We start from the raw sequence: 15,344 nt of genomic DNA, 5'->3' as shown, positions 1-15,344 counted from the left end.
GTGTGGTTCAGCCGAGGACGCGGGAGAGGAACTCCCGGGTTCTCGGGTGTTGCGGTGTGTTGAGCACCTCGACCGGTGGCCCGCTCTCGACGACGACGCCGTCGTCCATGAAGACGAGCGTGTCGCCGACCTCGCGGGCGAAGCCGACCTCGTGGGTGACGACGACCATGGGCATGCCCTCGGCGGCCAGCCCCTTCATCACGTCGAGCACCTCGCCGACCAGTTCCGGGTCGAGCGCGGATGTGGGCTCGTCGAAGAGCATCAGATGGGGCTGCATCGCCAGGGCTCGGGCGATCGCGACCCGCTGCTGCTGCCCGCCGCTGAGCTGGGCCGGGTAGGCGTCGTACTTGTCGCTCAGCCCGACCCGGTCGAGCAGCTTGCGGGCGGCGGTGAGCGCGTCGGCGCGGTTGTGTCTCAGGGCGCGCAGCGGCCCCTCGATCACGTTGCCGAGCGCGGTCATGTGCGGAAACAGGTTGAACCGTTGGAAGACCATGCCGATGCCGCGGCGCTGGCGCGCGATCTCCCGCTCGGTCAGCTCGTACAGTCTGTCCCGGTGCAGCCGGTAGCCGACCAGCTCGTCGCGGACCCACAACTCGCCGTCGTCGACGCGTTCGAGCTGGTTGATGCACCGCAGGAACGTGCTCTTGCCGGAGCCGGACGGCCCCATCAGGCACAGCACCTCCCCGGCGTGCACCTCGAGGGACACGCCGCGCAGTACGTGGACCGGCCCATAGGACTTGTGCACCTCGATGGCCCGGACGATGGGCGTCCCACTCATGCCGCGTCTCCCTTCCCGGTGCGTCCGGCCGAGCGACCGGTACGTCTCGCCGAGGGCTGGAAGCCGCGCCCGACGCGCTGCTCCACGAAGTGCTGGGCCACGCTGAGCACCGAGACGACGACGAGGTACCAGATCGCTGCGACGACGAGCAGTTCGATGACCCGGTTGTTGGCGTAGTAGATGAACTCGGCGCTCTCAAGGATCTCGCCGTACGAGATCACCGCCGCCAGCGAGGACGTCTTCAGGGTGCTGATGAACTCGTTGCCCAGTGGAGGCAGGATGACCCGCATGGCCTGCGGCAGCACCACCCGGTGGCGGATCTGCCCCGGGGTCAGGCTGATCGCCTGGGCGGCCTCGATCTGCCCCCGATCGACCGAGAGGATGCCGGCCCGGACGAGTTCGGCGGTGTAGGCGCTCATGTGGAGGCCGAGGCCGAGCAGCGCGGCCATGAACGGCGTCATCACGTCGATCATGCGCACCTGGAGGCCGCCGAAGCCGATGGTCGGGAAGACCAGCGCCAGGTTGTACCAGATGAGCAGCTGGAGCAGGACCGGGATGCCGCGGAACAGCCAGATGTACCCGAAGGCGACCGAGCGCATGACCGGGTTGGCCGACATCCGCATCACGGCCACCACCACGCCGAGGACGATGGCGAGGGCCATCGACGCCAACGTGATCACGATGGTGTTGCCCAGTCCGTGCAGGATCGCCCCGGCGGTGAGGTAGCGTCCGACGACCGACCACTCGATGCCGCCCTGGGCGAATGCCACACCCACCAGGGCGATCAGGGCGAGCACCACCGCCGCTGAGATCCACCGGCCGTAGTGCCGGAGCGGCACACGTTCGAGCCCGGCAAGTCGCCCCGGCCCGGGCACAGCGGCGGCAGTTGTCCGCTCAGTGCTCGTCATTGCTCTCTCCCGTCTGCGTTGGGGTGAGTCTTGCCGCTGCGACAAGGGACGCGATACCCGACAGGAGGTCGATTTTTCCGGCCCTGGCCACTACCACTTGTCCAGTGCCGGGGCGATCTGGACGCCGTCGCCGGGGCGGTCGGCCGCCGAGGCGTCCGCGACGTCGTCCCCCGATTCGGCCGCGCCGTCGGCGAGCAGTGCGAGCCACAGCTCCATCCGGGCGTACGCCGAGTTGAGGTCGCGGCCGGTGATCCGCTCGATCCGGTCGATCCGGGCGCGCAGCGTGTGCCGGTGCACACCCAGTTCGGTGGCGGTCTCGTTCCAGTGGCCGTTGTGCGCCAGGAACGCGCGCAGGGTGGCCTTCAACGGGCCTTCGCGTCCACGGTCGTGCTGCTGGAGCTGCCCCAGGACCCGGCGTACGAAGCTGGCGAGGGCCTGTGGCGACTGGGCCCGCAGCAGCATCTGCAGGGTCTCCAGGTCGTCGAAGCGGGTCACCGCCCGCCGCTCCGCCTGGCCGACCTCGGCCGCGTGGACGGCGGCCCGGTACGACTGCTCGATGCCCTCGGCCGAGACCACGTCACCCAGCCCGAGCACCGCCGCCGGACGCACCGAGGCCAGCCGAGCCAGCGTCGTGCCGGTCTGCTCGGAGTCGTTCGTGAGCACCACCACCCGGGTGTGCGGCCCGGAAGTCTGAGCGACCACGGCACCTGGGAGGTCGGCCTCGCTCATCAGCTCGGTGACCTGGTCGTACAGCTGGCCGCCGCGGCCGGCCGGGCACAGGTAGACGGCGGCCCGTAGCGCATCGGGATCCAGGTCCCAGCCGGCCAGGTGCTGCCTCGCGACCGGGAGCGCGACCGCGCCGCGCAGCAGATGGCCCAGGGTGTCGGCGCGGAGCCGGCGTAGCTGACGGCCGGCCGAGTGCGAGCGCTCCATCTCCAGCGACAGCAGGGCCACCCCACCGGCGAGGACCATCCGGCTGTAGTCGTCGACCCCGCCCGGTACCGCGGCGACGAGGAATCCGCGCATCCGGCCCCGGGCTTCGAGGGGGTGGATCACGATCGACTCGTGCGGGCTGACCATCGAGCTGCTCGATCGGATGCCCCGCTCCCGGGTACGCATGATGTCCGGTAGCAGGGTCGGCAGCCGCTCGGCCGCCTCCGGCGGCCAGGACCGTACGACGGCCGCGGAGGTGTCGGTGAGTATCGCCCACCCGCCCAGGACATTGGCGATCGCCGCGATGACGCCCCCTCGGCCGGACTCCAGGGCGGCGGCGGTGAGCGCCTGCTGGGCGTCGAACGCCCGCGCGATGGTGTCCCGCCGCTCGGCGGCGAGCAGGTTGGACACGCCCTCGGAGATGGCCACGTACGGGGCGTCGACCGGGATCTCCAGCACCGGAAGGCCGCGCTCCTCGGCGGCCACGAGCAGGGGCTCGGGTACCTCCGGGTGCCCCAGCCCGATGCCGAACCCGAGGCCGGCCAGGCCCGCGTCCGCGAGCCGGTGCAGGTATGGTTCGAACTGTTCGATATCTTCGATCTTGAGGCCGGTGGTGAGCAGCAGCTCCCCGCCGCGCAGCCAGGGTGTCGGGTCGGCGGTCTCGCTGACGTGCACCCATCGGACCTCGTTGCCGAGTCCGGCCGCACCGGCCACCACCCGCAGGTTCAGGTCGGGCAGCGCGAGGACGTGTTCGATCGTGACTCCCACCGGATACCCACTCTCTCGGTTCTCGGTCACCGCCTCGGTCGACGTGACCTGGCCCTGAAGTACAGTCTAATTTGGGCAAGCTGGACAAGATGTCCCCTTCCGATGACATGGCCGTCGCTTGAAAACTGGGGGCCACGCTCGCCGGGGTCGCCGGCGGCCATGCGGGGTCCGCGGTGCGGCCCACCCGCGAACCCGGAGGAGACAGAGTGAGAAAGTCAGCCATGTGGGTAGGCGCGGCGGTCGTCGTCGCGCTCCTCGCCGGTTGTGGCAGCGATGCCGACGAGTCGGCGGCCCCCTCGTCGTCGGACAACCCGCTCAACGCGATGCTGCCGGACGCCATCCGCGCGTCCGGCCGGCTGAACGTGGGGAACAGTCCGGTCTATCCGCCGATGTCCTACCTCCCGGAGGGGACGGAGGATAAGGAGAAGCGGCAGGGCTTCGACGTTGATCTGGCCCGGGCCATCGGCGACAAGCTCGGGGTGAAGGTCGCATTGGTGACCCAGGAGTACGAGCAGTACATCCCGTCGCTGGCAACAGGGAGGATCGACCTGGTCCACTCGGCCATGCAGGACCTGGAGTCGCGCCGGGAGACGGTCGACTTCGTCGACTACTACACGACCGGTCCGCAGCTGTTCGGCCTGGCGGACAAGGTCGGCGGGTTCAGCACCGAGGCCGATGTGTGCGGGCAGAAGGTGGCGGTGGACAGCGGCGACACCGGCTACCGGAACGCGCTCAGCGATTTCAGCAAGAACGTCTGCGCGGCGGCGGGCAAGCCGGCGATCCAGGAACTGACCACCAACGGCACTGCCGACGCCCTCCTGCAGCTTGAGCAGGGGCGTGCGGATGTCGGTATCCGTGGCGCGGAGTCCATCCGGTATGTCGTCAAGGAGCAGTCACCCGGAAAGTACGCGCTGATCGGCAAGCCGATCGCGGAGATCCCGGTCGGCATCGCGGTCAGCAAGAAGCAGAACGAGCTCCGGGACGCGGTGGCGGCGGCGCTGAAGGCGCTCATGGAGGACGGCAGCTACGCGAAGCTCGGCGAGAAGTGGGGACTGTCGGACATCCTGCGCCCCGCCGTGACGATCAACGGTCAGTCGGCGGGCTGACCATGACCCTCACCATCCTGCACGGCGGCACCGTGCTCACCCCGCGGTCGGCGGGTATCGCCGAGGTTGTGATCGGTGGGCGCGACATTCTGGCCGTCGTACCGGTGGATGAATCCAGAGCGGGTACGCCCGGCGGCCCGGTGGGGATCCCCACCGGGCCGCCGGGCACGGTCGTCCATGACTGCGCGGGGCTGATCGTGGCGCCGGGGGTCGTCGACGGGCACCTGCACATCCTCGGCGGCGGTGGCGGTTCCGGGTACCACAGCAGGATTCCGGAGCTGCCCGCTGACGTGATCGTCGAGGCCGGCACCACCACCTGCGTCGGAATGCCCGGCGTCGACCCGATCAGCAAGAGCCCAGAAGCCCTGCTCGCCCGGGCGTACGCGCTTCCGGTCACCGGTCCGCGTGCTTGGGCGATGGCCGGCGGGTTCCACTGGCCACCACCGACCGTAACCGGGTCGCTGGTACGCGACCTGTACCTGCTGCCGCACCTGGTGGGTGTCAAGATCGCTCTGTATGAGCACAAGGCGACCTGCCCGGACCTTGCCGAGCTGACCCACCTGCTCCGGGAACTGGAGTGGGCGGCCGGTGCCACCGGGAAGGCCTGCCTGCTGCACGTACACCTCGGTACCGCGGTCGGGGATCCGGATCTGCTCGCGCGGGCGCTGGACGGATCCGGCGCGAACCCGCGACGGCTTCAGGTGACCCACGCCAACTACAGCCCCGCGACGCTCGACGTCGCCGGCCGGCTCGGCTCGGCCGGGTCCTGGGTCGACGTCAACCCACTGATCAACCCGGCCCGCATCGCCGGCGCCGTGGCACCGACCGCGGCGGTGGCGGAACTGCTCGCCCGGGGCGTGCCGGCCGACCAGATCACGCTCAGCAGCGACGGCAACGCGTCGGTGCCGCGTACGCTGCCCGACGGCTCGTGGGAACGCTTTGCCCACCGGGTGGAGTTGCTGCCGACCGTACGGGCCCTGGCCGAGGCGGGCATCCTCGACTTGCCGGACGCCCTGGCCCTGGCGACCCGCAACCCGGCCACGGCCCTGCGACTCGACGGCGTCGGGACGCTGCGGCCCGGCGGGCCGGCGGACGTCGCCGTGCTCGACATGGATCTGCGGGTCCGCCGGGTGTTCCGGGACGGCGTGGAGGTCGTCCGGGACGGACGCGCGACCGCGCCCACACCGTTCCGTCCCGAATCCCCATCGGCCGCTGGAGAACGCTGATGCGTCAAGTGCTGTTCACCGATCCGGCGAGCGGATCACCGGCCGGTCCGCCGATGCCGGTCTGGGGGGACGCTCCCACCCCGGCACCCGGCGCCGGTCAGGTGCTGATCGAGGTGTACGCCTCCGGTCTGAACCGCGCCGACCTGTTGCAACGCGACGCCGACTATCAGCCGCCCGCGGGCGAGTCCGCGGTGCCGGGGCTGGAATGCGCCGGCCGGATCGCCGCATCGGGTCCCGGCGTCACCGGCTGGCAGGTCGGAGACCTGGTGTGCGCGTTGCTCGGCAGCGGAGGCTACGCGTCGCACGTGCTCGTGCCGCAGGACCTCCTGCTTCCGGTACCCGACGGATGGAGCCTGGCCGAGGCCGCAGCGCTGCCCGAGGCGCTGGCCACGGCGTGGTGGAATCTGCGGACACGTGCCGACCTCCGTCCCGGCGACCGGGTGCTGGTGCACGCGGCGAACTCCGGCGTCGGCACCATGGCCGTACGCCTGGCCCGATCGCTCGGAGCCACAGTCGCCGGCACCGTACGCACTCCCACGCTGGCCGAACGTGTGCGTGCCCTGGGCGTGGACCCCGTTGTGGTCTCCACTTTGCCCGGCGCCGAGGAAGCCCTGCGCAGGCAGGCACCGGACGGCTTCGACGTCGTGCTCGACCTCGTTGGCGCGTCCGTCGCCGGGCTCACCCTCGCCGGTCTTCGTACCAACGGGCGCTGGCTCTGCGTAGGCGTCCTGGGCGGCGACGAGGTCCCGCTCAGCCTGCGTGAAGTGATCCGGCGCCGACTCGTCCTGACCGGTGGATCGCTGCGCGCTCTTCCCACCGCCGAGAAGGCCGCTGTCATCGCCGACCTGCGACGTGCCCGCCCATGGGCTGGGCCGGACGGTGTCCGGCCGGTGATCGCCGCCGCTTATCCGGCTGCCGATATCGCAGCGGCGCTAGGCCGCCTCGAACGCGGCGGCTTGCTCGGCAAGATCGTCCTCGACGTATCAGCCCACCACGACGCACCTGTCATCGACCTCACGGAGCCGCTGTGATCCAGCCAGCACCCGCCTCGCCCCCGTCGTCGACCCGCATCGGGCTCGCGCTGGGGTATGACCCGGCAGTCACCGTACGCGAGATGGCGGCGTCGGCCGCCGCCGCGGAACGGGCCGGTTTCGACACCGCCTTCTTCTCCGAGACGCTGTTCACCAACCGCGACTCGGTCAGCGCGCTCACCGCCTTCGGACTGGCCACCCAGCGCGTCACCCTCGGCGCCACCCAGGTGGTGCGGTTGCGCAGCCCGCTGGTGATGGCGCAGACGGCGGCGACCCTGGACGAGCTCAGCGGTGGGCGGCTCGTGCTGGTGGTCGGCGCGTTCACCGCCAAACACGCCGCCCGCAACGGCCGCCCGATGACCGATCCGATCACCACCCTGCGGGAGTACGTCGAATCCATCCGCGCGCTCCTCAGCGGGGAACCGGTCACCTACCGTGGCGAGGTCGTACAACTCGACAACGTGGCTCTGAACTTCACCCCGATCCGGGCCGACATCCCGATCTGGATCGCGGCGGCGAGCCGCCGGGGTCTCATCAACGCGGCGGCACTCGGCGACGGTGTGCTGCTGGACGCCGGCGCCTCTCCGGAGTATTCGGCCAACGCCGTCGAACTCCTCCGTCAGAGCTGCGAGAAGATCGGCCGCGACCCGGGCGAGTTGGCCGTGGCTCAGCTGATCAACACCTCCATCGAGGACGATCGCGCCGCCGCGGTCGCCGCGATCCGCTGGGAGGTGGCGACAAAGTTCAAGCACGCCTCGACACCGAAGGCGAAGATGTCGGTGGGTGAGCCGACCATCAACCCGGACGACCTGCCCCGGTTCGCCGCCGCCTTCGAACAGGGTGGTGAGGCGGCGCTCCAGGAGGTTTTGCCGGAGCACTACGTCACCTCGCTCACCGCGACCGGAACGGTCGCGGACGTCCGGGCCAGGATCGCGGCATACCGGCAGGCCGGCGTCACCATGCCACTGGTCCGCCCGGCGGCACCGCACCAACTCGACCGCCTGTTGTCCACGTTCGGAACCGGCGGCACTCGTTAGATCCGCGCCCGGCAACCGCCCCTGGGCATCGCCTTGAAGGCGGTCGGCTGACCTATGGTGGACGTCGAAGACTGCCCGGTGGGTGAGTCCGATGCCTTTGGAAGACGAACTGAATGGGAGCGTCATGGTCGACCGTCCTGACGGCTGGCGGATGCGTGACGGGCGGACGCTGGTCGCCGGGCCGGTGGAACCGTGGGACGCGGGTCCTCCCGGCCTCGATGAGATCTTCGGCGGTGAGCCCGCCGGCGCGGGCGGTGCGGGTGTCCGCACCCACTACGCGCTGGACGCCTCGGGAGCGGTGGACCGGGTGTACGACACCCGGGTGTTCTCGCTGGAGGACGAGTCGTACGTGACGGCGTACCGGGTCGAGGGGGACGCGCTGTACGCGCACCACTTCGTCTACGACCACCGGCACGCCGAGGGGCGGCACGAGAGATCGCTCGAATGCGCGGGGCTGATCCCGCTGGCTCCGGCACGGGTACCGCCGTTGGAACGGGTCCTGGCCGCGGTCGCCGAACTGGCCGATCGCGAACGGGCCGAGGCCGCGGTCCGCAGGGGCGGGCTCGACGCGGTACGCGCGTCCTTCGCCTCGGCGCTGCCGGAGCACCCGGGGGACGGCGTGCTCCGGCTGGAGCTGACCCTGGAGGGGGAGCGGCCGGTCGTACGGCTGAGCGGAGGGCGCGTCCTGTGGCGGGCCACGACGGCGGACCACACCCACCGGGAACTGCTGGCCCTGCTGCGGGGCGTCCTTCCCGCCGGATACGGCGACCGTCCGGTGGAGCTCGTACCGTCAGCGGCCATCGTCGACCACGCCCTCTGGGACCCCTGGAACTGACCGGGAACTCAGGCGGTCGGCACCACCATGGGGTGCCGGTGACCGGGTCGCCCTCCAAGGCCGCACGACCACCTTCACCGCCGACACCGCCGAGGAACTCGCGGCCCACGTCGTGCGCTTCCGATCAGGCTATCCCCTGACCAGACCCCAACCGCGGCGATAATCCGCACCGCTCACACCACCCTGCCCGATCAATGCCTTAAAACCGCGCTGTCCGCCAGGGCCTACACCATCGCAGGGCGAAACCAGGTGGATCACCCCCCGCCGATAGCCGTAAGAGTTCAATGATCAGGAAGTCGCTGAAGACCTCGGGGTAGGCATCTCTGGGGAGCGGGATCGAGGGGGTGACGAACGACGAACTGAGCGGTCCCGGGAAGCAGCGGATCGGGGAGGGCAAGCGTTCCTAGAGTATGAACGCTGAGATATCGCGGCTGGCGAAATGGGCGTCCCAGGCACGGGGTCTGCCCGCGGTCCCGGCTGAGGTTCTGCTGACGGCCCTCTACCGCAGCCACAGGCTCGACCTGATACGGCTCGCGGTACTTCTCGTCGGCGATCGGGAGACAGCCGAGGACATCGTTCAGGATGTGTTCGCCCGGTTGCACGGCCGCCGCCCTGAGACCCTCACGCTCGCCTACGTCAGAACATGTGTGCTCAACGGCTCCAGATCGGTGCTCAGACGACGGATGGTGGAGTCGCGCTGGACGGAGAGGGGCAAGGAGACGCTCGACTCGTCGGAGACGGACGTGCTGCTCGGGGAGTCGCGCCGGGAGGTGCTGGACGCGCTGGGCAGGCTGCCGAAGCGGCAGCGAGAGACTCTGGTGCTCCGCTACTACCTGGACCTGTCCGAGTCGGAGACGGCCCGGACCATGCGCGTCAGGGCGAGCACCGTCCGGTCCACGACCGCCAGGGCACTGGCAAGACTCCACCGCGAGCTGGGAGGCAACGCATGAGCAGGATCATCGAGGACCGGCTGCGCGACGCGATGGCCGCCAGGGCAAGGACCGTGCGGGACGATGGTCCACCCCCGCCTCTCCCCGGACCGCGCCGCCTCCTGTGGGGGAGGTGGACGTTGCCGCTCGCGGTCGCGGTGGCGACCGTTGCCGTAATGGCCGGAATCGGGGTGACCGTACGGGGCGGGGAGAGCGGACGACCGCCGGTGCTCGCGCCCGCGATAGCCCCCGCGCCGCCGTTCTATGTCGCGGCCGTGGTGACCTCCTCCACGGTCAAGACCAAGAATGCGACGCACACCAGCTCGACCCGAGGCCCGCTGGGCGTCTACGACAGCAGGACCGGTGAACGTACGGCGTGGTTGCCCGCGCTTGACCACAGCCAGGTCGCCGGACTTGGTGACGGCCGTACCTTCTTCATGGCCGGGAGAGAGCGGGAGGGCGCCCCGCTGCGGTTCTACCGGATCACCCTGACATCGGACGGCGAGATCGGTGAGCGGGTCGCGCTGTCGCTCCCCGCCGATCTGCGAACCGAGAGGCTTGATGTGCTGGCCGCCTCACCGGACGGGCGAAAGCTGGCGTACAGCGTCAGCAAGCCGTGGACCGACCTGCGCGAGGTGCGAGTGGCGGATGTCGTGACCGGCGAGGTGCGCCGCTGGCGTACGCCCAAACCCGGCGCCATCTACCGGATGGCCTGGGTGGGAGGCGCCCGCACACTGGTGTTCTCCTGGCAGGACAACGATCGGCCGTTCGGCCAGGAGGCGATGCTGCTCGACACCTCCGTCGCGGGCCGCGACCTGTTGTCCGCCAAGCCGGTCGACGGCGACACGACCTTCTTCGCCGCCAGGCCGGGCGGATCGAGCTTCGTCACCCAGGAAGGAGGGAAAGATGTGAGGGCTCCCTCCCTGGTCGAATTCTCAGTGACCACCGGTAGGCGAGTGCGCGCGTGGGTTCCCCAGGAGTGGTTCAAACCGGTGGCGTTCGACGCGTCGGGGCGGGTGCTGCTCGGTATCGTCCGAGGTGGGGCTCCTGCTCGGCTGGACGGTCAGCGGGTGACCCGGATCAAGACGCCCGAACTGCCGCAAGGGCAGGACGTAAGGCTGGAAACCACCTGGTAGGGGCATGGGGGCGCGCGGTTTCCGTGTTCGGGCCGCCTGGCGGGTGAAGGTCAGGCGGTCGGTACCACCATGGGGGTGCCGGTGACCGGGTCGGGTACGACGACGCAGGGCAGGTCGAAGACCTCCTTGATGAGTTCGGCGTCGACGATGTCGGCGGGGGCTCCCTCCGCGACGACGCGGCCGGCCTTCATCGCCACCAGGTGGTCGGCGAACCGGCAGGCCTGGTTGATGTCGTGCAGTACCGCGATGACCGTGCGCCCCTCGTCGCGCAGCCGCGCGAACAGCTTGAGCAGCTGGTACTGGTGGGTGATGTCGAGGAACGTGGTGGGCTCGTCGAGCAGCAGGTAGGGAGTCTCCTGGGCCAGCACCATCGCGACCCAGACGCGCTGGCGCTGGCCTCCGGACAGCTCCTCGACGCCCCGCTCGGCCAGTTCCGCGACGCCGGCCGCGGCCATGGCCTCCTGCACGGCCCGCTCGTCCTCGGCCGACCAGGTGGACAGCATCGACTGGTGCGGGTAGCGACCCCGGGCGACGAGCCGCCGCACCACGATGTTCTCCGGGGCGACCAGGCCCTGGGGCAGGAACCCGATCTGTCTGGCGATGGCCTTGGGCCGGTAGCCGTTCACGTCGCGGCCGTCGAAGCCGACCGTACCGGCCGAGGGCTTGAGCAGCCGGACGAAGGAACGCAGCAGCGTCGACTTCCCGCAGGCGTTGGCGCCGACGATGGCGGTGAACGCGCCGTCGGGCACGTCGAGGTTCACGTGCGCCGACACCACCCGCTCGCCGTAGCCGAGGGTGATGTCCTGGGCGGTCAGGCGCGCTGCCACGGTCGCCTCACTTCCTTGAAGAGCAGCCAGATGAGATAGCACCCGCCGATCGCGGTCGTCACGACACCGACCGGCAGCGCGACCGGCGCCAGCAGCAGTTGCGCGATGAGATCGGCGGCCAGTAGCAGCACCGCGCCGGTCAGCGCCGCGGGCACCAGGGGCACCCCGGCCTCGCCGGCGAGGCGGCGGCCGATCTGGGGGGCGGCGAGCGCGATGAACACGATCGGCCCGGCGACCGCCGTCACGGTGGCGGTGCAACCGACGCCGACCAGCACGATCAGCAGCCGGAGGCGGCCCAGGCCCACGCCCGAGGTGACGGCGAGCTCGTCGCCGAGCGCGGCCTGGTGCATCGCCTGTGACAGCGTGACGAGCAGCAGCGCGAGCACGCCGATGACCAGGAACGGCAGGCGTACCTCGTCCCAGTCGACGCCGTTCAGCGAACCCGCGCTCCACCCGGTCGCGGCGATCGCGACATCGAGCTCGGCACGGAGCACGATCCAGGAGTTGACCGCGGTCAGGATGGCGTTCATCGCGATCCCGATGACGACCAGCCGCAGGCCACTGAGCCCCGCGTCCAGCGACAGCAGGTAGATGGCCGCCGCGGTCAGCAGGCCGCCCGCCACCGAACTCACGGCGAGCTGCGCGGAGGTCCCGCTCAGCAGCGTGAGCGCGGCCAGCGCGCCGGTGTAGGCGCCCGCGTCCAGGCCGATGACGTCCGGGCTGCCGAGCGGGTTGCGGGTGAGGTTCTGGAAGATCGCCCCGGCCAGCCCCAGGGCGGCGCCGAAGACGAACGCGGCGGCCACCCGGGGCAGCCGCCACTCCCGGATCACCAGGGCCGCGTCCCCATGACCGGCGAGCGCCGCGAACACCTCCGAGGGCGCGGCCCAGGAGGGGCCGTGGCTGAGGCCGAGGAAGGCCAGGGCCAGCGCGACGCCGGTGAGCACGAGCGACATCAGGATCGTCCGGCGTTCGATCCTGACCGAGCGGGAGCCCGCGCGCAGCACGACGGCGTTCACAGCGACGCCGCCCCGTAGCGCCGGACGACCCAGATGAGCACCGGGCCGCCGAGGAAGGCGGTGACGACGGCCACCGGGACCTCGCCCGTCGGCAGCAGCACGCGCGATCCGATGTCGGAGACCAGCAGCAGGATCGGGCCGAGCACCATCGTGTAGGCCATCAGCCACGGAATCGAGCCGGCGGCCAGCCGGCGGGCCAGGTGCGGAATCATGAGCCCCACGAAGGTGATCGGTCCGGCCACGGCCGTGGCGGCGCCGGCGAGCAGGGTGACGAGTACGAGGACGCCGAGCCTGGTCCGTGCGGTGTGACCGCCGAGCGTGTGGGCGACCTGGTCGCCCAGGACCATGGCGTTCAGCGGCCTGGCCATCGCCATGGCACAGACCAGGGCGATGCCGATCGCCAGCAGCGGGATGGTGTGCGACATCTGCTCGCGGCCGGCCAGCGCCCCGACGGACCAGAAGCGGAACCGGTCGAAGACGTCGGGAAGCATCAGGCGCATGCCGAGCGAGAGGCCCGCGAGTACCGAGCTGAGGGCGACGCCGGCCAGCACGAGCCGGAGCGGGGAGGTCCGGCCGACGGAGTAGACCAGGAGCACCGCGAGCACGGAGCCGGCGAACGCGAGCATCAGCTGCGCGAACTGTGACCCCGCGAGACCGAGCGCGCCGCCCAGGTTGATGGCGAAACCGGCACCGGCGGTCACCCCGAGGATGCCGGGTTCGGCCAGCGGGTTGCGGGTCAGCGTCTGGATCAGCGTGCCCGAGGCGCCGAGGGCGGCGCCGACGAGGATGCCGAGGATCGTGCGCGGCACCCGGACATCGCGGACGATCAGATGATCGTCACTGCCGGCGTAGTCGGCGAAGGCACGCCAGATCTCGGCCGGTGCGATCGCGCGCGTTCCGACACTCACGCCGGCCACCGCCACCACAACGAGCAGCGCGAGGGCCGCGAGGAGGATCGCGGCCCGCGCCGGTAGATCAGTCCTCAAGCCCGGCAACTCCGCGCTTCCAGTATCCGGTGAACAGCGAGTCGAGCCGTCCCGCGCTCCACGAGCGCAGCGGCTTGATGTCGCCCGCCTCCCCGGCCGCGAACAGGAAGGTCCGCTCCTCGGGCAGGGGCAGGGAGCGCACCGTCTCCGCGAGCGAGGAGCGGGTGCCCTCGCGGACCAGCCAGACGACCTGCACCCCTTCGCGCGCCGCGAGCGGGTAGGCGTGCTCGGCGGCGTCGTCGGTCTCGATCACCACCTGGGCCGAGACGTCGGCCGGGGACTCCTCCAGCCAGCGCGCGACCGCGGGCAGCGCGGTGGCGTCGACCGCGAAGACGTAGTGGCCGTAGTTGTGGGGGAACGCCTTGGCCCCCGGCGGACCGGCGATCGTGAGCTCGTCGCCCACCTCGGCGGCGACCGCCCACGCCGACGCGACCCCGCCCTGGTGGAGCACGAAGTCCAGGTCGAGCTCGCCGGCCTCGGCGTCGTACCGCCGCACCGTGTACTTGCGCGTCGTGGGTATCGGCCTCGGCCAGTCGAGCTCCAGGTGGTCGTTGGCGACCGGGGCGCGGCGGGTGCCGTCCGGATCCGGGAAGACGATCTTGACGTGGTCGTCGGCCTGGTAGGTGTGGAACCCTTCGAGCCCGGGGCCGCCGACGGTCAGCCGGAGCAGGCGCGGGGTCACGTACTCACGCGCGAGCACCGAGACGGTGCGGACCCCGATCGGGTAGCCGATACGCGCGGTGCCGGTCCCGGACCGGTGGTGGGAGGCGACCCGGCCCTGCGGGTCGAGGCGGTCGATGCTCATCGGCTGAGCAGCGGCGCGAGCGCCTCGTCGATGGAGTCCAGCGCCTTGAGCGCCGAGCGGTACGTCGCCGCCTCGGTGTAGCGCAGCGGGAAGACGTTGCCGGCCTTGACCGCGGGCAGGTTCTTCCACAGCTTGGAGTCGAGGACGTAGCGCACCGGCTCGCTCACCGAACCGTCGCTCTCCAGCGTGTACGTGACGGCGTCGGCCTCGGCGAGGCTCTCCGGCAGCTCCTCGATCGAGGGGTGCTCGCTGACGTCGAGCGCGTTGCCGCCCTTCTCCTTGACCTCGCCGTAGTAGGTCACGCCGATGTCGGAGGCGATGTTGGTGCCCCACGACCCGGCGAACTCGCGATGGAACGTTCCCTTGGCGATGTCGCCGTAGGCGCCGACGTGGCCGAACTTCACGCCGTCCAGAGCGCCCCGGTACTTCTCGGTGAGCTCGGCGGCCTTCTTCTCGTACGCCGCCTTGGCGGTCTCGAAGTCGCCGAGACGGCCCGCGGCGTCGGACTGGCGTCGCGACAGCTCGCGCCAGGCGGAGGGGACGGTCGGGCCGAGGACGACGACCGGGGCGATGGACTCCAGCCGCTTCATGTCGAGATCGGCGAGGGCCGGCTTCGGGACGCCGATGACGATCAGGTCGGGCTTGGCCTTGGCGACGGCCTCGTAGTTGGTCTCGGCGGCCGTCTCTCCGGCGACCTTTTCGAGGCCGTTGTACGTCGCGAGGTCCTCCTCGGTCATCATCGCCAGACCACGTCTCCAGCCGGAGATGCCGACCAGGGGGGTGTTGGCCTCGATGAGCGCCGGCACCGCGTACCCGGTCGCGACGACGCGCTTGGGGTCGGCGGGGATGGTGATCTCGCCGTTGTCGGCGGCGAAGACGCGGGTCTCGGGCGCCGCGGCGGCGGACCCCTCGCCGGAATCGGTGGAACCGCAGCCGGCGACCAGGGCGAGTGTGAGGGCCAGAGCGCCGGCAAGGCGCCGGGGCTGTCGGGAGGACATGGGTGTGTTCCTTCGGGGTGTCTCA

The 15,344-nt window shown here is 70.8% G+C and carries 15 protein-coding genes; 7 read left to right on the top strand and 8 right to left on the bottom strand.

All coding sequences use genetic code 11. The annotated features are described in order from the left end of the window. Positions 1-7: 7 nt before the first annotated feature. The 3 genes from ACWD3H_RS12805 to ACWD3H_RS12795 all read right to left on the bottom strand — a co-directional run bounded on the left by ACWD3H_RS12805 (position 8) and on the right by ACWD3H_RS12795 (position 3,387). On the bottom strand, positions 8-778 hold the full coding sequence (locus ACWD3H_RS12805) for an amino acid ABC transporter ATP-binding protein (RefSeq protein WP_451955054.1): 771 nt from the start codon (positions 776-778) through the stop codon (positions 8-10). Further along, positions 775-1,686 carry an amino acid ABC transporter permease gene (locus ACWD3H_RS12800; RefSeq protein ID WP_451955053.1) on the bottom strand — a complete coding sequence of 304 codons (912 nt, stop codon included), beginning with the start codon at positions 1,684-1,686 and terminating at the stop codon, positions 775-777. Before ACWD3H_RS12800 ends, ACWD3H_RS12805 begins: the two co-directional genes overlap by 4 nt. Before the next feature lie 90 nt (positions 1,687-1,776). Further along, positions 1,777-3,387: a PucR family transcriptional regulator gene (locus ACWD3H_RS12795; protein ID WP_451955052.1), complete on the bottom strand. Its 1,611-nt coding sequence runs from the start codon at positions 3,385-3,387 to the stop codon at positions 1,777-1,779. Between the two features lie 206 nt (positions 3,388-3,593). Here ACWD3H_RS12795 and ACWD3H_RS12790 point away from each other — a divergent pair, with 206 nt between their 5' ends. The 7 genes from ACWD3H_RS12790 to ACWD3H_RS12760 all read left to right on the top strand — a co-directional run bounded on the left by ACWD3H_RS12790 (position 3,594) and on the right by ACWD3H_RS12760 (position 10,687). After that, positions 3,594-4,493, top strand: a complete 900-nt coding sequence (locus tag ACWD3H_RS12790) for an ABC transporter substrate-binding protein (protein WP_451955051.1) — start codon at positions 3,594-3,596, stop codon at positions 4,491-4,493. A gap of 2 nt (positions 4,494-4,495) precedes the next feature. Then, positions 4,496-5,719, top strand: coding sequence for an amidohydrolase family protein (locus tag ACWD3H_RS12785; protein WP_451955050.1), 1,224 nt, complete (start codon positions 4,496-4,498; stop codon positions 5,717-5,719). Beyond that, positions 5,719-6,750 (top strand): alcohol dehydrogenase catalytic domain-containing protein, encoded by a 1,032-nt coding sequence (locus tag ACWD3H_RS12780; RefSeq protein WP_451955049.1) that lies wholly within the window; start codon positions 5,719-5,721, stop codon positions 6,748-6,750. Before ACWD3H_RS12785 ends, ACWD3H_RS12780 begins: the two co-directional genes overlap by 1 nt. Continuing rightward, on the top strand, positions 6,747-7,787 hold the full coding sequence (locus ACWD3H_RS12775) for an LLM class flavin-dependent oxidoreductase (protein ID WP_451955048.1): 1,041 nt from the start codon (positions 6,747-6,749) through the stop codon (positions 7,785-7,787). Before ACWD3H_RS12780 ends, ACWD3H_RS12775 begins: the two co-directional genes overlap by 4 nt. Before the next feature lie 124 nt (positions 7,788-7,911). Further along, positions 7,912-8,622 carry a hypothetical protein gene (locus ACWD3H_RS12770; protein WP_451955047.1) on the top strand — a complete coding sequence of 237 codons (711 nt, stop codon included), beginning with the start codon at positions 7,912-7,914 and terminating at the stop codon, positions 8,620-8,622. 410 nt (positions 8,623-9,032) lie between these two features. Beyond that, complete coding sequence (locus tag ACWD3H_RS12765; RefSeq protein WP_355554324.1) at positions 9,033-9,572, top strand: sigma-70 family RNA polymerase sigma factor; 540 nt, start codon at positions 9,033-9,035, stop codon at positions 9,570-9,572. Then, positions 9,569-10,687 (top strand): hypothetical protein, encoded by a 1,119-nt coding sequence (locus ACWD3H_RS12760; RefSeq protein WP_451955046.1) that lies wholly within the window; start codon positions 9,569-9,571, stop codon positions 10,685-10,687. The genes ACWD3H_RS12765 and ACWD3H_RS12760 overlap by 4 nt, the downstream gene beginning before the upstream one ends. 50 nt (positions 10,688-10,737) lie before the next feature. Here ACWD3H_RS12760 and ACWD3H_RS12755 read toward each other — a convergent pair whose 3' ends face one another. From ACWD3H_RS12755 to ACWD3H_RS12735, 5 genes are read right to left on the bottom strand one after another with little or no spacing between them, the layout of a single operon-like run. Beyond that, complete coding sequence (locus ACWD3H_RS12755; protein ID WP_451955045.1) at positions 10,738-11,514, bottom strand: ABC transporter ATP-binding protein; 777 nt, start codon at positions 11,512-11,514, stop codon at positions 10,738-10,740. Continuing rightward, complete coding sequence (locus ACWD3H_RS12750; RefSeq protein ID WP_451955044.1) at positions 11,499-12,530, bottom strand: FecCD family ABC transporter permease; 1,032 nt, start codon at positions 12,528-12,530, stop codon at positions 11,499-11,501. Before ACWD3H_RS12750 ends, ACWD3H_RS12755 begins: the two co-directional genes overlap by 16 nt. Continuing rightward, positions 12,527-13,516, bottom strand: coding sequence for a FecCD family ABC transporter permease (locus ACWD3H_RS12745; protein ID WP_451955043.1), 990 nt, complete (start codon positions 13,514-13,516; stop codon positions 12,527-12,529). Before ACWD3H_RS12745 ends, ACWD3H_RS12750 begins: the two co-directional genes overlap by 4 nt. Continuing rightward, on the bottom strand, positions 13,506-14,321 hold the full coding sequence (locus ACWD3H_RS12740) for a siderophore-interacting protein (protein WP_355554314.1): 816 nt from the start codon (positions 14,319-14,321) through the stop codon (positions 13,506-13,508). The genes ACWD3H_RS12745 and ACWD3H_RS12740 overlap by 11 nt, the downstream gene beginning before the upstream one ends. Next, a complete protein-coding gene (locus ACWD3H_RS12735; protein WP_451955042.1) occupies positions 14,318-15,319 on the bottom strand; it encodes an ABC transporter substrate-binding protein in 1,002 nt (333 codons plus the stop codon). Before ACWD3H_RS12735 ends, ACWD3H_RS12740 begins: the two co-directional genes overlap by 4 nt. Between the last annotated feature and the right edge of the window lie 25 nt (positions 15,320-15,344).

Source organism: Streptosporangium sp. NPDC002607, from assembly GCF_053592655.1.
This window is presented reverse-complemented; position numbering and strand designations above follow the sequence as displayed.